Raw genomic sequence first — 19,320 nt, 5'->3', positions numbered from 1 at the left:
CCGAAAAGGCGAGGGCCGGCGCAGCGGCCCTGCCTGGACTTCTGACAAAACTGGATCGTTTGGCGGTGTATGCGATGGTTTTTGGCTAACTCATCTGGTCGATACGCCGCGATCTGCTTTTAGCTCCCTCTCCCTCCGGGAGAGGGCGGGGGGTGAGGGCAGCTATTTCAGCCATTGCTCCAATTTCAAAAGCAAAGTCAAAAGCTACCCCCTCATCGGCACGCCGCCCGCCCAGCCCTCTCCCCCAGGGGGGGCGAGGGGAAAGGGAGCCGATCGCGTGATTTTCGAGAACTATCTACCGCCCATAATCGCAATGTAGTCCTGCGTCCACCGGCTATACGGCACAAACTTCCCACCCTCAGCCTGCGGTGTTTTCCAGAAGGCGATCTTGTCGAACTGATCAAACCCGTTGGTCTTGCAACCTTCAGCGCCGAGCAACTCACTGCCCTGACACGCCGCCGGAACCGCCGGCAACGAACCGAACCATGCCGCCACATCACCCTGGACTTTCGGCTGCAGCGACCAGTCCATCCACTTGTACGCGCAGTTCGGGTGCTTGGCCTCGGCGTGCAGCATCGTGGTGTCGGCCCAGCCGGTGGCGCCTTCTTTCGGCACGGTCGAAGCGATCGGCTGTTTCTCGTTGATCAGGCCGTTGACCTGATACGGCCATGCACTGGATGCGACTACGCCTTCGTTCTTGAAGTCGCTCATCTGCACCGTGGTGTCGTGCCAGTAGCGGTGGATCAGCTTCTGCTGAGCGCGCAACAGTTCCAGCACAGCCTTGTACTGATCTTCGGTGAGCTGGTACGGATCCTTGATCCCCAGCTCAGGCTTGGTGGATTTCAGGTACAGCGCCGCGTCGGCGATGTAGATCGGGCCGTCGTAGGCCTGCACGCGGCCCTTGTTCGGCTTGCCGTCGGGCAGGTTCTGCGCGTCGAACACCACGTTCCAGCTGGTCGGCGCGGTCTTGAAGACGTTGGTGTTGTACATCAGCACGTTCGGGCCCCACTGATACGGGGTGCCGTAGGTCTGATTGTTGACCACGTACCACGGCGCGTCTTTCAGGCGCGGGTCGAGGGATTTCCAGTTCGGGATCAACGCGGTGTTGATCGGCTGCACACGCTTGCCGACGATCAAGCGCAACGAGGCATCGCCCGACGCGGTCACCAGGTCGTAACCGCCCTTGGCCATCAGGCTGACCATTTCGTCAGAGGTGGCGGCGGTTTTTACATTGACCTTGCAGCCGGTTTCCTTCTCGAAACCGGTCACCCAGTCGTAGGCCTTGTCGCTTTCACCGCGTTCGATGTAGCCGGGCCAGGCGACGATGTCCAGCTGGCCTTCGCCGGCGCCGACGGCTTTCAGCGGCTCGGCGGCCTGCAGGCTGGCGCTGGCCAGCAGGGCCGTGGTGATTGCACTGAGCAGTGCGGTCTTGTGCACGAACATGGTGAACCCTCTTCTTCAAATTATGGTCGGGGCAGTTGTGAACGCGGTGAAGCATGCCGTGGTCGGCTTGTTATTAGCGTAGTCAGAGATGCTGGCCGTGGCGGGCCATGATGTGCCGCACCACGCTGTAGTCCTGTAGCGAATCGCTGGATAAGTCTTTGCCGTAACCGGAGCGTTTCAACCCGCCGTGGGGCATTTCGCTGACCAGCATGAAATGGCTGTTGATCCAGGTGCAGCCATATTGCAGCCGTGCGGCGACCTGCATCGCCTTGTCCAGGTTCTGGGTCCAGACCGACGAGGCGAGGCCGTATTCCGAGTCGTTGGACCAGTCCACCGCTTGCGCCAGTTCGTCGAAACGGGTCACGGTCACCACCGGGCCGAACACTTCGCGCTGGACGATTTCATCGCTCTGTTTGCAACCGGCCAGCAGGGTTGGCTGATAGAAGAACCCGGCGCCGGAATGCACCGCTGCGCCGGTCACCCGTTCGATGTGCGGCTGGCCGAGGGCACGCTCGACAAAACTGGCCACGCGGTCGCGCTGACGAGTGCTGATCAGCGGCCCGATTTCGTTATCCGCATCGCGTTTGCCGGCAAAGCGCAGGCTGCTGACCGCCGCACCGAGTTCAGCCACCAACTTGTCGTGAATTCCGGCCTGGGCGTAGATCCGGCAAGCCGCCGTGCAGTCCTGCCCGGCGTTGTAATAGCCATAAGTGCGCACGCCTTCGACCACCGCTTTGAGATCCGCGTCGTTGCAGACGATCACCGGGGCTTTGCCGCCGAGTTCGAGGTGCGTGCGTTTCAGGGTTTTGGCAGCGGCCTGGAGGATTTTCTGGCCGGTGACGATATCGCCGGTCAGCGACACCATCCGCACTTTCGGGTGGCCGACCAGGTGACTGCCGACCCCTTCGCCGTCACCGCAGACGATGTTGATCACCCCACGCGGCAGGATTTCGGCCAGTGCCGGGGCCAATGCCAGAATCGACAGCGGCGTGTGCTCGGACGGCTTGAACACCAGCGTATTGCCGGCGGCGAGAGCCGGGGCGATTTTCCACGCGGCCATCATGATCGGGTAGTTCCACGGCGCTATCGAGGCGACGACGCCAATCGGATCGCGGCGCACCATGCTGGTGTAGCCGGGCACGTATTCGCCGCTGAGCTGGCCGGTCTGGCAACGCACGGCGCCGGCGAAGAAGCGGAATACATCGACGGTGGCGGTCAAGTCGTCTTGCCGCGCCAGATGCAAAGGCTTGCCGCAGTTCAGGGCTTCGAGGCGGGCGAGGTGGTCAGCGTGTTTTTCGACGGCGTTGGCGATTTCCAGCAAGAAGTTCGAGCGTTGTTGCGGGGTGGTGCGCGACCATTCGGCAAAGGCGCGGTGGGCGGCGAGGATGGCGGCTTCGACTTGCTCGGTGCTGGCTTCAGCGATCTGGGTCAGGACTTCGCCGGTGGCCGGGTTGAGGATCGGTTCGACAAAACCCTGGCCGGCGACCAGTTCGCCGTCGATCAGCAACGCGGTGTGCATGTGGGTCTGCGCGCCAGCCATTTTCCGTGATCTCTTTTCTTGTATGGCCATGTTGCTCCCTGTTCCGGGAGCCGACCGTCTTATCGATGCAGCAAGACTAGTGCGCGGCTCCGGGGTCGACAAATTCTAAATACTGAAGGTGGCGTTCGATTAAATAGATGGCTTGCGTCCGCCGTGGGGCTGTTCGCGGGCCACGGTCAGGAAAGGATCGACCAGCGCGGGGCGGGCGGTGCCACGACGCCAGGCCAGACCGACGTCAAGGGTCTGGTTGAGATCGGCAATCGGCCGCGCTTCGATGATGTCGCCTTCGAGCGACCATGGGCGATACGTCATGTCCGGCTGGATCGAAACACCGAGGCCCGCCGCTACCAGGCTTCGCACTGCCTCGGTGGACGCGGTTCTGAGGGTGATCTTCGGTTGCAGCCCGGCGCCGCGCCACAGGCGTTGGGCGTTGCGATCCATTTCATCGACGTTCAGTTGAATCAACGGCTCCCGGGCGACATCGGCAAGGTTGATGCTGTCGTGTTCCAGCAGCGGGTGCTGGGCCGGCAGCCACAAACGGTGCGGCGAGTGGGTCAGCACTTCGGTCTGCAAGGCGTGGCGGTCTTCGAGGTTGGAGAGGATCAGCACCCCGACATCGATCTCGCCGCTGACCAGCAGGTGCTCGATGTACGGCCGCTCGTCCTCCATCACCCGAATCTCGACATTGGGGTAGGCACGCTGGAAGCGGGTGAGCAAATCCGCCAGGTAATAACCGGCCACCAGACTGGTCACGCCGACGATCAACTGCCCGGCGACCTGATCGGTGCTTTGTTGCAGGCTGCGTTTGGCATTGTCCACGGTGGCCAGAATCAGGTGCGCCTGGCGCAGGAACTGGTGGCCCTGATGGGTCAGCGTCATGCCCTTGGCGTGGCGATTGAACAGACTGACGCCGATTTCTTCCTCCAGTTGCTGGATGGCCAGGGTCAGGGTCGATTGGGAAATGAACGCGGTTTGCGCAGCGGCGGAGATCGAGCCGGTCTCGGCCACGGCGATGAAATGGCGGATCTGACGCAAGGTCATCATGGAAGGTTTACCCGGTGGGCGGTTTTTATAGATTGCCTCGAGTGTATATCTATTTTCGCGAAGGGCTGCCGTGGGCCAGGCAACATCTGGAAGCACACTCGCAACCAGGTGACGGGCACTTTCGAACTAGGCTGAGGGCCTTATTGATCCGGATAACCCCTGTTTGGAGACGGAACATGAACACCCGTGGATTGCTCGATCAACTCCTCAAGTCCGGCCAGGATCTGTTGCAGAACAAGGCGGGCGGGGCGCAGAACAAACCGGCGGCCGGTGGTTTGGGCGGCTTGCTGGGCGGATCTTCCAGTAACGGTGCACTCGGCGGCTTGCTGTCAGGCGCAGGCGGCGGTGCCCTGGCGGCCGGCGCCATGGGCCTGCTGCTGGGCAGTAAAAAGGCCCGTAAGGTTGGCGGTAAAGTCGCCCTCTACGGCGGCCTCGCCGCACTGGGCGTGATCGCCTACAAAGCCTACGGCAACTGGAACGCCCAAAAAGGCACCGCCCCACAAAGCGAACCGCAAACCCTCGATCGCCTGCCACCGGCACAAGTCGAACAACACAGCCAGGCCATCCTCAAAGCCTTGGTCGCCGCCGCCAAGGCCGACGGCCACATCGACGACCGCGAACGCCAACTGATCGAAGGCGAATTCACCAAGCTCGACAACGATCAGGAACTCAAACACTGGCTCCACGCCGAACTCAACAAACCCCTCGACCCCACCGACGTCGCCCGCGCGGCAAGTACGCCGGAGATGGCCGCCGAGATGTACGTGGCGAGCGTGATGATGGTGGATGAGGAGAATTTCATGGAGAAGAGCTATCTGGATGAACTGGCGCGGCAGTTGAAGCTGGAGCCGGGGTTGAAGGTGGAGCTTGAGAAGCAGGTTCGTGTAGCTACCCAGTAAAACTGTTGTCAGCGATATCAGAACCCGCAATCCCGCACAGGATGGCGGGTTCTTTCGTTGCAGCAGCTGAAATGACCAATCCATCGCCCCTTTTTGCCATTGCGTCACTGGCACGCCAACCTCCGATTCCTTGAAAGTCCCAATCCAGAGCCCGTCGTGTTTTATGACCGGAAGGCCTGGGCGCGGCAAACCGTCTTATAAATGAAACACCGCCCTCAGCTATACTCCCCCGCATTTCGACCCGCCCCGAGGACTGACTGTGAAGAACTGGACGTTGCGCCAACGCATTTTGGCGAGCTTTGCGGTGATTATCGCCATCATGCTGTTGATGGTGGTCGTCTCGTATTCGCGGCTGCTGAAAATCGAAGCCAGTGAAAACAGCGTCCGTGACGACGCGATTCCCGGCGTCTATTACAGCTCGATGATCCGTGGTGCTTGGGTCGATAGCTACCTGCAGACCCAGGAACTGCTGGGGCTCAAGGAAGGGCAGGGCATCAGCAGTGAAGATGCGGCCGATTACAAGGCTTTCGAATCTCGGCTTCAGGAACAGATGGCCAATTATCGTGGCACGGTGGTGACGGACGAGGACAAGCTCGAATTCGCGGCGTTCGAGAAATATCACGATGCCTACCTGAAAATTCAGGATGCGGTGCTCGATTTGCACAAGCGCAATCTGGAAGCCGACGCCGTCAAGCTGTTCCATGAGCAATTGACTCCGACCTGGTACTCGGGCCGGATGAAGCTCAACGACATCATTGGCGAGAACAAGAAAGTCGCCGACAAGGCCATGGCCAACATTGATGAGGCCGTGGCGGCGGCCAAGGTCAGCATGTTCGTCTCACTGCTGGTGGCCGTGCTGGCCGCCGGTTTCTGCGGTCTGCTGCTGATGCGCGCGATCATGGCGCCGATGAACCGCATCGTGCAGATCCTCGACATCATGCGCACCGGCGATCTGAGCAGCCGCTTGAACCTCGACCGCAAGGACGAGTTCGGTGCCGTGGAAACCGGCTTCAACGACATGATGACCGAGCTCACCTCGCTGGTGTCCCAGGCCCAGCGCTCGTCGGTACAGGTCACCACCTCGGTGACCGAGATCGCCGCCACCTCCAAGCAGCAACAGGCGACCGCCACCGAAACCGCTGCGACCACCACTGAAATTGGCGCGACATCCCGCGAAATCGCGGCAACCTCTCGCGACCTTGTACGCACCATGACTGAAGTCTCCACCGCCGCCGATCAGGCCTCGGTGCTGGCCGGTTCCGGGCAACAAGGCCTGGCGCGGATGGAAGACACCATGCACTCGGTGATGGGCGCGGCGGATCTGGTGAACGCCAAACTGGCGATCCTCAACGAGAAGGCCGGCAACATCAATCAGGTGGTGGTGACCATCGTCAAGGTCGCCGACCAGACCAACCTGCTGTCCCTGAACGCTGCGATCGAAGCGGAAAAGGCCGGCGAGTACGGTCGTGGTTTCGCCGTGGTCGCCACCGAAGTGCGGCGTCTGGCGGATCAGACTGCTGTCGCCACCTATGACATCGAACAGATGGTCCGCGAGATCCAGTCGGCGGTGTCCGCCGGGGTGATGGGCATGGACAAGTTCTCCGAGGAAGTGCGTCGCGGCATGGCTGAGGTGCAGCAAGTGGGCGAGCAGCTGTCGCAGATCATCCATCAAGTGCAGGCGCTGGCGCCGCGGGTGTTGATGGTCAACGAAGGCATGCAGGCCCAGGCCACCGGCGCCGAGCAGATCAACCACGCGCTGGTGCAGCTGGGTGATGCCAGCAGCCAGACCGTCGAATCGTTGCGTCAGGCCAGTTTCGCCATCGACGAACTGAGCCAGGTGGCCGTGGGCCTGCGCAGCGGCGTTTCGCGATTCAAAGTCTGATGAGCGAAATCACCGCCAAACGCAGCGCTGCGCCGGTGGCGAAGCAGGCGTTGTTCCTGCTGTTTCGCATCGGCAGCGAACGCTACGCCTTGCGTGCCATGGAAGTGGCCGAAGTGCTGCCGCGCCTGCCGTTGAAGCCGATTGCCCGGGCGCCGCACTGGGTGGCGGGGGTGTTCGCCTACCGTGGCACAGTGGTGCCGGTGATCGACCTCAGTGCCCTGACCTTCGGCCATCCTGCGCAAGCGCGCACCAGCACACGACTGGTGCTGGTGCATTACCGAGCGGATGACTCGCAACCCTCGCAATGGCTGGGCCTGATCCTCGAACAGGCCACCGATACCCTGCGCTGCAACCCGGCTGATTTCCAGCCGTACGGCCTCGACAATCGTCAGGCGCCGTACCTGGGCCAGGTGCGTGAGGATGCGCAGGGGCTGGTGCAGTGGGTGCGGGTCAACGACTTGCTGGACGAGTCGGTGCGCACGTTACTGTTCCCGACACCGCCGCTGGATCCGGCGCGGCTTGAGGAGCAGCCATGAGCAGCGACCAGCGCTTCTTCGATTTCCTCAAGGAACGCATCGGCCTCGACGTCGCTTCGGTCGGGCCGGCGATCATCGAACGGGCCGTGCGCCAGCGCATCACCCTGTCGCAAACGGTGAATGCCGATGAGTACTGGCAGACGCTGCAAGGCTCGCGGGATGAACAGCAGGCGCTGATCGAAGCGGTGATCGTCCCCGAGACCTGGTTTTTCCGTTACCCGGAATCCTTCGCCACGCTGGGCAAACTGGCGCGCAAACGCCTGGGTGAACTGAACAACATGCGTGCGCTGCGCATCCTCAGCCTGCCGTGTTCCACCGGTGAAGAACCCTATTCGATTGCCATGGCCTTGCTCGATGCCGGCCTCAAGCCCCATCAGTTCAAGGTCGATGGCATGGACGTCAGCCCCTTGTCAGTGGACAAGGCGCGGCGGGCGCTGTACGGCAAAAACTCGTTTCGCGGCCAGGAACTGGACTTTCGCGAGCGGCATTTTTTCGCCGAGAACGAGGGCTTTCGGGTGAATGAAATCGTCCGCGAGCAGGTGCGCCTGCAGGTCGGCAACGTGCTCGATCCGTCATTGCTGGTCAACGAGCCGCCGTTCGATTTCGTGTTCTGCCGCAACCTGCTGATCTATTTCGATCAGCCGACCCAGCAGCAGGTGTTCGCCGTGCTCAAGCGTCTGACCCATGTCGATGGCGTGCTGTTTATCGGCCCGGCCGAGGGCAGTCTGCTTGGGCGGTTGGGCATGCGTTCGATCGGGATTCCACAGTCTTTCGCCTTCAGCCGTCACAGCGATCCACAACCCGAACCGTTACCGATGCCGACCGCGATTGCGCTGCCGTTGCCTGCGCGCCAACCGCTGCGCCGCACGCCACCGCCGCCGGTGCGCAACCGTCCGTTTGCTGGCGTGACGCCTTTGCCGGCGACGGCTAAAAGCACCAACCCCGAAGCGGCGACCTTGCTGGCCAACATCGCCGCCCTGGCCAACGAAGGCAAAAGCGCCGAGGCCCGCACCGCGTGCGAGCAGTATTTGCGCAGCCATGAGCCGGTGGCCCAGGTGTTTTACTGGCTCGGCCTGCTCAGCGATGTCGCCGGCAGCGCCTTAGAAGCCCAGGGCTTTTACCGCAAAGCGTTGTACCTCGAGCCGCAACACCCCGAAGCCCTGATGCACCTGGCCGCCTTGCTGCAAGCCCAGGGCGACACGGCCGGCGCCAGACGATTGCAGGAGCGCGCCGCCCGCAGCGACCGCACCGCCGACAGTGAGCGTAAACGATGATCCCGTCCGACACCTTGAACGTCACCCACGAAGACGCCCGGGCCATCGACGATTGCTGGAACCGCATCGGCATCCATGGCGACAAGTCCTGCCCGCTGCTGGACGAGCACATCCATTGCCGCAATTGCTCGGTGTATTCCGCCGCCGCCACGCGCCTGCTCGACCGCTATGCGTTGCAGCAGGACGAGCGCGATCCGGTGGCGACCCAGGTCGAAACCGAGCTGAAGACCCGGTCGCTGCTGATGTTCCGCCTCGGCGAAGAATGGCTCGGCCTGGCCACCCGCAGTCTGGTGGAGGTCGCGCCGTTGCAGGCGATTCACTCGCTGCCGCACCAGCGCTCCCGGGCCTTGCTCGGCGTGGCGAACGTGCGCGGTGCGCTGGTGGCGTGCCTGTCGCTGGTTGAACTGCTCGACCTCGACAGCAACGCGGCCCCGGCGACCGGCGCGCGGATCATGCCGCGCATGCTGATCATCTCGGCCCAGGGCGGGCCGGTGGTGGTGCCGGTGGACGAAGTCGACGGGATTCACGCCATCGACGAGCGAATCCTCGACGCCGCGTCGCGGTCCGGCGCACAGGCCAGCGCCAAATACACCCGAGGCGTGTTGCCTTTCAAAGGTCGCAGCCTGCGTTGGCTGGATGAAGAACAGTTGCTGTCCGCCGTGTCCCGGAGCCTCACATGACCCCCGAGCAAATGCGCGACGCCTCCTTGCTCGAGCTGTTCAGCCTCGAAGCCGAAGCCCAGACTCAGGTGCTCAGCGCCGGGCTGCTGGCGCTGGAGCGCAACCCGACCCAGGCCGATCAGCTCGAGTCGTGCATGCGTGCGGCGCACTCCTTGAAAGGCGCGGCGCGGATCGTCGGCATCGACAGCGGCGTCAGCGTCGCCCACGTGATGGAAGATTGTCTGGTCAGTGCGCAGGAAGGACGGTTGTTCCTGCGCCCCGAGCATATCGACGCGCTGTTGCAGGGCACCGACTTGCTGATGCGCATTGCCACCCCGGCCAATGGCCCGCAACCGGCGGACATCGAGGCTTACGTGGCGTTGATGGGCGGTTTGCTCGATCCGACGGCACCGGCCGTGGTGCCCGCCGCTCCGAGTGCTCCAGTGATGGCGGAGTTGCAGCTTCAGCCACCGCCAGTGGTTGAATCGACCCCGGTTGAAATTCCCGTTGAGGTTGCCGAGCCGGAACCCGCACCGCGCAAGAGTAAGCGCACCACCGAAGGTGGCGAGCGGGTGCTGCGGGTCACCGCCGAACGCCTGAACAGCCTGCTCGATCTTTCGAGCAAATCCCTGGTGGAAACTCAGCGCCTCAAGCCGCACCTGGCCACGATGCAGCGCCTCAAACGCATGCAGAACAACGGCCTGCGGGCGCTGGAAAGTCTTAACGTTCATCTCAAGGAACACGCCCTGAGCCTTGAAGCTCAAGAGGCGCTGGAAGACGCGCGCCGTTTGCTCGCCGAATCCCAGCAACTGCTGGCAGAAAAAAACGCCGAACTCGACGAGTTTGCCTGGCAGGCCAGCCAGCGCGCGCAAGTGCTTTACGACACCGCACTGGCCTGCCGCATGCGGCCGTTCGCCGATGTGCTATCCGGGCAGGTGCGGATGGTGCGCGACCTCGGCCGCAGCCTCGGCAAGCAGGTACGGCTGGAGATCGAGGGCGAGAAGACCCAGGTCGACCGCGATGTGCTGGAAAAACTCGAAGCTCCGCTGACGCACCTGCTGCGCAATGCGGTCGATCACGGCATTGAAACCCCACAGGAACGCCTGATCAAGGGCAAGTCGGAGGAAGGCCTGATCCGTCTGCGCGCCTCGCATCAGGCCGGTTTGCTGGTACTGGAACTGAGCGATGACGGCAACGGCGTGGATCTGGAAAAGGTCCGGCGCAGCATCGTCGAACGTCAGTTGTCGCCCGCGGAAACCGCCGCCCAGTTGAGTGAAGAAGAACTGCTGACCTTCCTGTTTCTGCCGGGTTTCAGCCTGCGCGACAAGGTCACCGAGGTCTCCGGTCGTGGCGTCGGCCTCGATGCCGTGCAGCACATGGTCCGCCAGTTGCGCGGCGCGGTGGTGTTGGAGCAGACGGCGGGCGAGGGCAGCCGTTTCCATCTGGAGGTGCCGCTGACCCTGTCGGTGGTGCGCAGCCTGGTGGTGGAAGTCGGCGACGAGGCCTACGCCTTCCCGCTGGCGCACATCGAGCGCATGTGCGACCTGGCGCCGGAGGACATCGTGCAGGTCGAAGGGCGCCAGCATTTCTGGCACGAGGGCCGACATGTCGGGCTCGTCGCGGCCAGTCAGTTATTGCAACGTCCGGCCAGTCAGAACAGCGGCGATACGCTGAAAGTCGTGGTCATCCGCGAGCGCGATGCGATCTACGGCGTGGCGGTCGAGCGCTTCATTGGCGAGCGCACGCTGGTGGTGCTGCCGCTGGACGAGCGGCTGGGCAAGGTGCAGGACATTTCCGCCGGGGCCTTGCTCGACGATGGCTCGGTGGTGCTGATCGTCGACGTCGAAGACATGCTGCGGTCGGTGGACAAACTGCTCAACACCGGGCGTCTGGAGCGCATTGCCCGCCACGGCCATCAGGCGGCAGAAGCCGCGCGCAAGCGGATTCTGGTGGTCGACGACTCGCTGACCGTGCGCGAACTGCAACGCAAGCTGCTGCTCAATCGCGGCTACGACGTCGCCGTTGCGGTGGACGGCATGGACGGCTGGAACGCCCTGCGCTCCGAGGATTTCGATCTGCTGATCACCGACATCGACATGCCGCGTATGGACGGCATCGAGCTGGTCTCGCTGCTGCGCCGCGACAACCGTCTGCAATCGCTGCCGGTGATGGTGGTGTCCTACAAGGATCGCGAGGAAGACCGCCGTCGTGGACTGGACGCCGGGGCCGACTATTATCTGGCCAAGGCCAGTTTTCATGACGACGCCCTGCTCGACGCAGTGGTTGAGCTCATCGGAGGAGCGCGGGCATGAAGATCGCAATCGTCAACGACATGCCTTTGGCAGTGGAGGCCCTGCGTCGCGCGCTGGCCTTCGAGCCGGCGCATCAGGTGCTGTGGGTCGCCAACAACGGCGCCGAAGCGGTGCGTCTGTGCGCGGAAAACACCCCGGACCTGATCCTGATGGACCTGATCATGCCGGTGATGGATGGCGTCGAGGCCACCCGGCGGATCATGGCCGAGAGCCCGTGCGCGATCGTCATCGTCACCGTGGACCGCCAGCAGAACGTGCACCGGGTGTTCGAAGCCATGGGCCATGGCGCGCTGGACGTGGTCGACACCCCGGCCATCGGCGGTGGCAATCCTCAGGAAGCGGCGGCGCCGCTGCTGCGCAAGATCCTCAACATCGGCTGGCTGATCGGCGAGAAAACCGCCCGCTCACGTCCGGCACCTGCGACACCGCGCAGTGCCGCCTCGCGCCAGCGACTGGTGGCGATCGGCTCTTCGGCCGGTGGCCCGGCGGCGCTGGAAGTCTTGCTCAAGGGCCTGCCGCGCCACTTTTCGGCGGCCATCGTGCTGGTGCAGCATGTTGATCAGGTATTCGCCGCCGGCATGGCCGAATGGCTGGCCAGCGCCAGCGGCCTGGACGTGCGTCTGGCCCGCGAAGGCGAACCGCCGCAGGCCGGCGCGGTGCTGCTGGCCGGCACCAACCACCATATTCGTTTGCTCAAGAACGGCACGCTGGCCTACACCGCCGAGCCGGTCAACGAGATCTACCGCCCCTCGATCGACGTGTTTTTCGAAAGCGTCGCCAATTACTGGAACGGTGACGCAGTAGGGGTTTTATTGACAGGGATGGGACGCGACGGGGCGCAAGGGCTTAAGCTCATGCGCCAACAGGGTTACCTGACCATCGCGCAGGATCAGCAAAGCAGTGCGGTGTACGGCATGCCCAAGGCCGCAGCGGCCATCGACGCGGCCGTAGAAATCCGTCCACTGGAAAAGATAGCGCCACGATTGCTGGAGATATTCCCCAAATGAATACGTCCATCGGCAATCCTGGCCCCCGCAGCACTCAGGTGACCGCCCATGAATGACTTACAGATCGATGACATCAAAACCGACGAGAACGCCGCCATGGTGTTGTTGGTGGACGATCAGGCGATGATCGGCGAAGCCGTGCGCCGTGGGCTGTCGAATGAAGAGAACATCGACTTCCACTTCTGCTCCGACCCGCATCTTGCCGTGGCCCATGCGGTGCGGATCAAGCCGACCGTGATCCTGCAGGATCTGGTGATGCCGGGCCTCGACGGTCTGAGCCTGGTGCGCGAATACCGCAATCACCCGGCGACCAAGGACATTCCGATCATCGTCCTGTCGACCAAGGAAGACCCGCTGATCAAGAGCGCGGCGTTCTCCGCCGGGGCCAACGATTACCTGGTGAAACTGCCGGACAACATCGAGCTGGTGGCGCGGATCCGCTATCACTCGCGCTCCTACATGACATTGCTGCAACGGGACGCGGCCTACCGCGCGTTGCGGGTCAGCCAGCAGCAATTGCTCGACACCAACCTCGTCCTGCAGCGACTGATGAACTCCGACGGCCTGACCGGGCTGTCCAACCGCCGGCACTTCGACGAATACCTGGAGCTGGAATGGCGCCGCTCGCTGCGCGACCAGAGCCAGTTGTCGCTGCTGATGATCGACGTCGATTACTTCAAGTCCTACAACGATACCTTCGGCCACGTCGAAGGCGACGAGGCCTTGCGCAAGGTCGCCACGGCAATCCGCGAGGCCAGCGCCCGGCCGTCCGATCTGCCGGCGCGTTATGGCGGCGAAGAATTTGCGCTGGTGCTGCCCAACACCTCGCCGGGCGGGGCCCGACTGGTGGCGGAAAAGCTGCGCCAGACGGTCGCGGCGCTGAAGATTCCGCACAATGCCCCGGCCGAAGGCTCGAGCCTGACCATCAGCATCGGCCTGGCGACGATGGTGCCGGAGTCGGGCAGCGACTGCCGGTTGCTGATCTCGGCGGCGGACCGTGGCCTGTACCTGGCCAAGAACAACGGGCGCAATCAGGTGGGGATCGAATGAACCATCGGGTTCATTCGCCGCAAGAGCCGCCGGACGGGCTGCCGTGACAGCTTGATTACGTTATACTCGCCGGCTTTCAAAAGTTCGCCAACGAGTGCTGCCCGTCATGGAAATCAACCCGATCCTGAACACCATCAAGGACCTGTCCGAGCGCTCCGAAACTATTCGGGGGTATCTTTGACTACGATCAAAAGCATGAGCGTCTGATCGAAGTCAATCGCGAGCTTGAAGATCCTGCCGTCTGGAACAAACCTGAATACGCCCAGGAACTGGGCCGCGAGCGCGCTGCGCTGGCGCAGATCGTCGATACCCTCGACGAACTGAACGGTGGCCTGGCCGATTGCCGCGAGCTGCTGGACATGGCCGTTGAAGAGAACGACGAGGGCGCGGTCAACGACGTCGTCGAAGTCCTTCAAGGTCTCGAAGAGTCGCTGTCCAAGCTCGAATTCCGCCGTATGTTCAGCCACGAGATGGACCCGAACAACGCCTACCTGGACATCCAGGCCGGTTCCGGCGGCACCGAAGCCCAGGACTGGGCCAACATCCTGCTGCGCATGTACCTGCGCTGGGCCGACAAACGCGGTTTCGACGCGACCATCATGGAGCTGTCGGCCGGTGAAGTCGCCGGGATCAAGGGTGCGACCGTGCACATCAAGGGCGAATACGCCTTTGGCTGGCTGCGTACCGAGATCGGCGTGCACCGTCTGGTGCGTAAGAGCCCGTTCGACTCCGGCAACCGTCGCCACACCTCGTTCTCCGCGGTTTTCGTCTCGCCAGAGATCGACGACAAGGTGGAAATCGAAATCAACCCGGCAGACCTGCGGATCGACACCTATCGTTCCTCCGGTGCCGGTGGTCAGCACGTAAACACCACCGACTCGGCCGTACGTATCACCCACGTACCGACCAACACCGTGGTGAGCTGCCAGAACGAACGTTCCCAGCACGCCAACAAGGACACCGCCATGAAAATGCTGCGGGCCAAGTTGTACGAGCAGGAAATGCAGAAGCGCAACGCGGCGTCCCAGGCGCTGGAAGACACCAAGTCGGATATCGGCTGGGGTCACCAGATCCGTTCGTACGTGCTCGATGCGTCGCGGATCAAGGATCTGCGCACCAACATCGAACGCAGTGACTGCGACAAGGTGCTCGACGGCGACATCGACGAATACCTGGAAGCCAGCCTGAAATCGGGGCTGTAAGCTTTCAACCGACCTCAAGTCCCCCGTCGCCGGCGGGGGCAACGAACCTGTGATGGAAAATTTAAAGACATGAGCGACCTACAACTCGATCCGCAAGCCCTGCAACAGGAAGAAAACTCCCTGATCGCTCTGCGCAAGGAAAAGCTTGCTGCCGAGCGCGCCAAGGGCAATGCCTTCCCGAACGACTTCCGCCGCGACAACTACTGCGATGCGTTGCAGAAACAGTACGCGGACAAGACCAAGGAAGAGCTGGCAGAGGCTGCGATCCCGGTCAAGGTTGCAGGTCGCATCATGCTCAACCGTGGCTCGTTCATGGTGATCCAGGACATGACCGGTCGCATCCAGGTCTACGTCAACCGCAAGACCCTGTCCGAAGAAACCCTGGCCGCGGTGAAAACCTGGGACATGGGCGACATCATCGCCGCCGAAGGCACCCTGGCCCGTTCCGGCAAGGGCGACCTGTACGTCGAAATGACCAGCGTGCGCCTGCTGACCAAATCCCTGCGCCCGCTGCCGGACAAGCACCACGGGCTGACCGACACCGAACAGCGCTACCGTCAGCGCTACGTTGACCTGATCGTCAACGAAGACGTGCGCCAGACCTTCCGCGTTCGCTCGCAAGTGATCGCGCATATCCGCAGCTTCCTGATGAAGCGCGACTTCCTCGAAGTCGAAACGCCGATGCTGCAGACCATTCCTGGCGGCGCCGCAGCCAAGCCGTTCGAAACCCATCACAACGCGCTGGACATGGAAATGTTCCTGCGTATCGCGCCGGAGCTGTACCTCAAGCGCCTGGTGGTTGGCGGCTTCGAAAAAGTGTTCGAGATCAACCGCAACTTCCGTAACGAAGGCGTTTCGACTCGTCACAACCCAGAATTCACCATGTTGGAGTTCTACCAGGCTTACGCCGACTACGAAGACAACATGGACCTGACCGAAGAACTGTTCCGCGAGCTGGCGCAGCTGGTTCTGGGCAGCACCGACGTGCCGTATGGCGACAAGGTGTTCCACTTCGGCGAGCCGTTCGTGCGCCTGTCGGTGTTCGACTCGATCCTCAAGTACAACCCTGAGCTGACCGCCGATGACCTGAACGACATCGACAAGGCTCGCGCCATAGCCAAGAAGGCCGGCGCCAAGGTGCTGGGCTTCGAAGGTCTGGGCAAGCTGCAGGTGATGATTTTCGAAGAGCTGGTCGAGCACAAGCTGGAACAGCCGCACTTCATTACCCAGTATCCGTTCGAAGTGTCGCCGCTGGCTCGTCGCAACGACGACAACCCGAACGTCACCGACCGCTTCGAGCTGTTCATCGGCGGCCGTGAAATCGCCAACGCCTACTCCGAGCTGAACGACGCGGAAGACCAGGCCGAGCGTTTCATGGCGCAGGTGGCCGACAAGGACGCCGGCGACGACGAAGCCATGCATTACGACGCCGACTTCGTTCGCGCGCTGGAGTACGGCATGCCGCCGACGGCCGGTGAAGGTATCGGCATCGACCGTCTGGTGATGCTGCTGACCAACTCCCCGTCGATCCGCGACGTGATCCTGTTCCCGCACATGCGGCCGCAAGCGTAAGTGTTTCAATAAAAAAGCCGCCTGAAATGGGCGGCTTTTTATTGCCTGTCTGGTACAAACGTATCAAATGGTTAATTTTGAAGAAAACAACAGAGGTATGCCTGTCGTGATCGGTGCAATGGCTCAAGAGGGGGCAGCGGGAATCGCCACTGCGGTCGCTGAAAGTGTTCAGTACCAGGGCCGCAAGGCCAGCCGGCAGGGCAGTGAACAGCGTCGACAGGACATTCTCGATGCGGCGATGCGCATTGTCGTGCGCGACGGTGTGCGGGCCGTGCGTCATCGGGCGGTGGCCGCCGAGGCCGGTGTGCCGCTGTCGGCCACCACGTATTACTTCAAGGACATCGATGACCTGCTCACCGATACCTTTGCGCAGTACGTCGAACGCAGCGCGGCCTACATGGCCAAGCTGTGGATCAACAACGAAGGCCTGCTGCGCGAAATGGTGGTCAGCGGCGACGGCAGCCCGGAGTCGCGTTCGCAACTGGCCGACGATATCGCGCGTTTGATGGCTGATTATGTGCATCGGCAACTGGTCAACCGTCGCGAGCATTTGATGGCCGAGCAGGCGTTCCGTCAGGAAGCACTTTTAAACCCGCGGCTGGCGGAACTGGTGCGTTCCCATCAGCAGATTCTGTTGCAGGGCACCTGCCAGTTGTTCCAGGTATTGGGCTCACGCGAGCCACAGCAGGATGCCAAGGTGTTGACGGCGATTATCGGACGGATGGAATATCAGGGCCTGCTCAACGACGCCGAGCCTTTGGCCGAAGAGGACATGCTCGGCATTCTGACGCGCTATATGCACCTGGTACTCGCGTCGGTCTGATAGCCGATGGAGGTCCATTGTGGGAGCGGGCTTGCTCGCGAATACGGTGGGTCAGTCAACTGAAGTGTTGAATGCGAAACCGCTTTCGCGAGCAAGCCCGCTCCCACAGGGGAAGGTGTTTCAGGTTCTAGGGAGTGTCGAATGAAAGCCTGGCCTGGCGTGCTGATCGCCTTGTCGTTCCTGCTGCTCAGCGGATGTCTGGTGACCTTCAAGGAGCCGCTGCCCGCCAGTGAACCGGCGCCCAAGGGCCTGCTCGGCCAATGGTCGAGCACCAATGCCTGGGGCGAGCCGATGAATCTGGAGCTGACGCGCCTGGGCAACGATCGCTATCAGGCGGTTGCGTACTTCAAAGCCAAACCCCGGGAGCGTGAAGCCTATCCGTTCACGGTGTCGCGCCACGGTAACCGCTGGTACCTGTCGGCGAAAGTGCCGGCGCAATACGGCGGGCACTTCACCATCGCCGGCTTCGAGATCACCGACAAGCGCGAACTGGTGATCTACAACCTCGACCTCGAACAGATCAACCAGGCCATCGCCCAGAAAGCCCTCGACGGCCAGGGCTTCCAGACCGATGACGGCGACGGCGTGCAGGTCGACAGTCCGCTTGAAAAGGTCTTTGCTTACCTCGACGACCCGGCCAATTCCGACGTCTTCGTCGAAGCGGCGCGCTATCAGCATCAAGCCAAAGCCAAATAATTCAGTTCGTCACGTTTTCTACAGGAGTTTCGGGTGGACGATTACCAGCAGACGATACGCATTCTGTCCGATCGCATAGTGCTGGCGCAGACGCCGATCCGCGTGCTCGACGCGGTCAAGTGGGACGAGAACATCCGCAAGGGTTTCCTCAAGGCCAAGGGCAAGGAATTGCCGGCGGTGGATCGTGACTACTACCTCAACCGGCCGCTGTCCTTCGATTCGAGCAAGGTCAAGCTGGAATTCCAGAACATCGAGCGGGACATCACCCGCCAGCTCGGCCAGTTCAATCCGGTCGGCCAGATCATGCGCCGCATGTGCAAGGAATACCGGATGGTGGTGCGCATGCTCGAAGCGCGCGGCACAGAGGATTTCGGTCTGATTTCCCAGGAGCTGTACGGCGCCGCGTCCGATGCGTTCCACGCCGGTGACCCGACCCTCGCCGACCTCGGCCTGATGATGTCGGACTATCTGAACAACATCGACGGCCGTGGCGACCTGAAGGACGAACCGAAGATCCTCACCGCCAAAGACGCCGTGCACCTGCTGCAAACTCGCCTGAACAAGGTGTTCGGCGAGGCCGAGGAAACCATCCGCGTGTTCGAGTCCGACGGTATCGTCGCCGATGCGGCGGCGGGTGCCGACTACATCAAGATCCGCACCGACGCGATGTTCAACGACCGCGACGTGCGCGCGCTGGAAGTCCACGAAGGCCTGGTGCACGTCGGCACCACGCTCAACGGCTTGAACCAGCCGATCTGCACCTTCCTGTCCAAAGGGCCGCCCTCGTCAACGGTGACTCAGGAAGGCCTGGCGATCCTGATGGAAATCATCGCGTTCGCTTCCTACCCAAGCCGCCTGCGCAAACTGACCAACCGCACCCGCGCCATTCACATGGTCGAGGAGGGCGCGGACTTCCTGCAGATTTTCGAGTTCTTCCGCGAGCAGGGCTTCGAGATGGCGGAAAGCTACGGCAACGCCAGTCGGGTTTTCCGTGGTTCGACGCCGACCGGTCTGCCGTTTACCAAAGACTTGTCCTACCTCAAGGGCTTCATCATGGTTTACAACTACATTCAGTTGGCCGTGCGTAAGGGCAAGCTCGAGCAGATCCCGCTGTTGTTCTGTGGCAAGACCACGTTGGAAGATATGCGAACCCTGCGTCAGCTGGTGGACGAAGGATTGGTGGTGCCGCCGAAGTACCTGCCGGACCAGTTCCGCGACATGAATGCGTTGTCGGCGTGGATGTGCTTCTCCAACTTCCTCAATCACTTGAGCCTGGACCGGATCGAGGCGGATTACTCCAACATCCTGTAACTCCAACACCGTCCTCTGTGGGAGCGGGCTTGCCCGCGATAGCGGTCTGACATTCAACGTTGATGTCGAT

At 62.2% G+C, this 19,320-nt stretch carries 16 protein-coding genes; 13 read left to right on the top strand and 3 right to left on the bottom strand.

The genetic code is table 11. The annotated features are described in order from the left end of the window. Positions 1-291: 291 nt before the first annotated feature. The 3 genes from ydcS to ACKUG4_RS07215 form a co-directional block, all read right to left on the bottom strand. Positions 292-1,443: a putative ABC transporter substrate-binding protein YdcS gene (gene ydcS, locus ACKUG4_RS07225; RefSeq protein WP_085609162.1), complete on the bottom strand. Its 1,152-nt coding sequence runs from the start codon at positions 1,441-1,443 to the stop codon at positions 292-294. Between the two features lie 82 nt (positions 1,444-1,525). Continuing rightward, entirely contained in the window at positions 1,526-3,013 is a 1,488-nt protein-coding gene (locus ACKUG4_RS07220; RefSeq protein ID WP_445433724.1) for a gamma-aminobutyraldehyde dehydrogenase, read from the bottom strand. 99 nt (positions 3,014-3,112) lie between these two features. Next, complete coding sequence (locus ACKUG4_RS07215) at positions 3,113-4,027, bottom strand: LysR family transcriptional regulator (RefSeq protein WP_007954670.1); 915 nt, start codon at positions 4,025-4,027, stop codon at positions 3,113-3,115. 176 nt (positions 4,028-4,203) lie between these two features. Here ACKUG4_RS07215 and ACKUG4_RS07210 point away from each other — a divergent pair, with 176 nt between their 5' ends. From ACKUG4_RS07210 to ACKUG4_RS07150, 13 genes are all read left to right on the top strand, one after another. Beyond that, positions 4,204-4,926 (top strand): tellurite resistance TerB family protein, encoded by a 723-nt coding sequence (locus ACKUG4_RS07210; protein ID WP_074691245.1) that lies wholly within the window; start codon positions 4,204-4,206, stop codon positions 4,924-4,926. Between the two features lie 259 nt (positions 4,927-5,185). Continuing rightward, positions 5,186-6,808 (top strand): methyl-accepting chemotaxis protein, encoded by a 1,623-nt coding sequence (locus ACKUG4_RS07205; RefSeq protein ID WP_074691247.1) that lies wholly within the window; start codon positions 5,186-5,188, stop codon positions 6,806-6,808. After that, positions 6,808-7,344, top strand: coding sequence for a chemotaxis protein CheW (locus ACKUG4_RS07200; protein WP_445433723.1), 537 nt, complete (start codon positions 6,808-6,810; stop codon positions 7,342-7,344). The genes ACKUG4_RS07205 and ACKUG4_RS07200 overlap by 1 nt, the downstream gene beginning before the upstream one ends. Then, entirely contained in the window at positions 7,341-8,618 is a 1,278-nt protein-coding gene (locus tag ACKUG4_RS07195) for a CheR family methyltransferase (RefSeq protein ID WP_445433722.1), read from the top strand. Before ACKUG4_RS07200 ends, ACKUG4_RS07195 begins: the two co-directional genes overlap by 4 nt. Further along, positions 8,615-9,298 carry a chemotaxis protein CheW gene (locus tag ACKUG4_RS07190; protein ID WP_007954679.1) on the top strand — a complete coding sequence of 228 codons (684 nt, stop codon included), beginning with the start codon at positions 8,615-8,617 and terminating at the stop codon, positions 9,296-9,298. The genes ACKUG4_RS07195 and ACKUG4_RS07190 overlap by 4 nt, the downstream gene beginning before the upstream one ends. Further along, positions 9,295-11,589, top strand: coding sequence for a hybrid sensor histidine kinase/response regulator (locus ACKUG4_RS07185; protein WP_445433721.1), 2,295 nt, complete (start codon positions 9,295-9,297; stop codon positions 11,587-11,589). The genes ACKUG4_RS07190 and ACKUG4_RS07185 overlap by 4 nt, the downstream gene beginning before the upstream one ends. Then, positions 11,586-12,596, top strand: coding sequence for a chemotaxis response regulator protein-glutamate methylesterase (locus ACKUG4_RS07180; protein WP_085647776.1), 1,011 nt, complete (start codon positions 11,586-11,588; stop codon positions 12,594-12,596). Before ACKUG4_RS07185 ends, ACKUG4_RS07180 begins: the two co-directional genes overlap by 4 nt. A 48-nt stretch (positions 12,597-12,644) precedes the next feature. Then, on the top strand, positions 12,645-13,646 hold the full coding sequence (locus ACKUG4_RS07175) for a response regulator (protein WP_011332645.1): 1,002 nt from the start codon (positions 12,645-12,647) through the stop codon (positions 13,644-13,646). Positions 13,647-13,752: 106 nt separating this feature from the next. Beyond that, positions 13,753-14,848, top strand: a protein-coding gene (prfB, locus tag ACKUG4_RS07170) for a peptide chain release factor 2 (RefSeq protein ID WP_102621447.1) whose coding sequence is annotated in 2 segments (ribosomal slippage) — positions 13,753-13,824 and positions 13,826-14,848 — 1,095 coding nt in all. Because the reading frame shifts where the segments join, the coding sequence is not laid out codon by codon here. Positions 14,849-14,917: 69 nt separating this feature from the next. Continuing rightward, positions 14,918-16,420, top strand: coding sequence for a lysine--tRNA ligase (gene lysS / locus ACKUG4_RS07165; RefSeq protein ID WP_039769614.1), 1,503 nt, complete (start codon positions 14,918-14,920; stop codon positions 16,418-16,420). 118 nt (positions 16,421-16,538) lie between these two features. Then, positions 16,539-17,243 carry a TetR/AcrR family transcriptional regulator gene (locus ACKUG4_RS07160; RefSeq protein ID WP_011332647.1) on the top strand — a complete coding sequence of 235 codons (705 nt, stop codon included), beginning with the start codon at positions 16,539-16,541 and terminating at the stop codon, positions 17,241-17,243. A gap of 141 nt (positions 17,244-17,384) precedes the next feature. After that, on the top strand, positions 17,385-17,939 hold the full coding sequence (locus ACKUG4_RS07155; RefSeq protein WP_445433720.1) for a hypothetical protein: 555 nt from the start codon (positions 17,385-17,387) through the stop codon (positions 17,937-17,939). A 33-nt stretch (positions 17,940-17,972) separates the two neighbouring features. After that, the gene (locus tag ACKUG4_RS07150) at positions 17,973-19,250 is read left to right on the top strand and encodes a flavohemoglobin expression-modulating QEGLA motif protein (protein ID WP_039769617.1); all 1,278 of its coding nucleotides are present in this window, start codon (positions 17,973-17,975) and stop codon (positions 19,248-19,250) included. Positions 19,251-19,320 lie beyond the last annotated feature (70 nt).

It is taken from the genome of Candidatus Pseudomonas auctus, from assembly GCF_048654275.1.
Taxonomy (GTDB): domain Bacteria; phylum Pseudomonadota; class Gammaproteobacteria; order Pseudomonadales; family Pseudomonadaceae; genus Aquipseudomonas; species Aquipseudomonas pharyngis.
The sequence above is the reverse complement of the archived record's forward strand: the minus strand, read 5'-3'. Positions and strand labels throughout refer to the sequence as shown.

Bases quoted from the DNA above. Each gene is read 5' to 3' on its own strand.
- ydcS (WP_085609162.1), bottom strand. From the start codon at position 1,443: ATGTTCGTGCACAAGACCGCACTGCTCAGTGCAATCACCACGGCCCTG.
- ACKUG4_RS07220 (WP_445433724.1), bottom strand. From the start codon at position 3,013: ATGGCCATACAAGAAAAGAGATCACGGAAAATGGCTGGCGCGCAGACC.
- ACKUG4_RS07215 (WP_007954670.1), bottom strand. From the start codon at position 4,027: ATGATGACCTTGCGTCAGATCCGCCATTTCATCGCCGTGGCCGAGACC.
- ACKUG4_RS07210 (WP_074691245.1), top strand. From the start codon at position 4,204: ATGAACACCCGTGGATTGCTCGATCAACTCCTCAAGTCCGGCCAGGAT.
- ACKUG4_RS07200 (WP_445433723.1), top strand. From the start codon at position 6,808: ATGAGCGAAATCACCGCCAAACGCAGCGCTGCGCCGGTGGCGAAGCAG.
- ACKUG4_RS07195 (WP_445433722.1), top strand. From the start codon at position 7,341: ATGAGCAGCGACCAGCGCTTCTTCGATTTCCTCAAGGAACGCATCGGC.
- ACKUG4_RS07190 (WP_007954679.1), top strand. From the start codon at position 8,615: ATGATCCCGTCCGACACCTTGAACGTCACCCACGAAGACGCCCGGGCC.
- ACKUG4_RS07185 (WP_445433721.1), top strand. From the start codon at position 9,295: ATGACCCCCGAGCAAATGCGCGACGCCTCCTTGCTCGAGCTGTTCAGC.
- ACKUG4_RS07180 (WP_085647776.1), top strand. From the start codon at position 11,586: ATGAAGATCGCAATCGTCAACGACATGCCTTTGGCAGTGGAGGCCCTG.
- ACKUG4_RS07175 (WP_011332645.1), top strand. From the start codon at position 12,645: ATGAATGACTTACAGATCGATGACATCAAAACCGACGAGAACGCCGCC.
- lysS (WP_039769614.1), top strand. From the start codon at position 14,918: ATGAGCGACCTACAACTCGATCCGCAAGCCCTGCAACAGGAAGAAAAC.
- ACKUG4_RS07160 (WP_011332647.1), top strand. From the start codon at position 16,539: ATGGCTCAAGAGGGGGCAGCGGGAATCGCCACTGCGGTCGCTGAAAGT.
- ACKUG4_RS07155 (WP_445433720.1), top strand. From the start codon at position 17,385: ATGAAAGCCTGGCCTGGCGTGCTGATCGCCTTGTCGTTCCTGCTGCTC.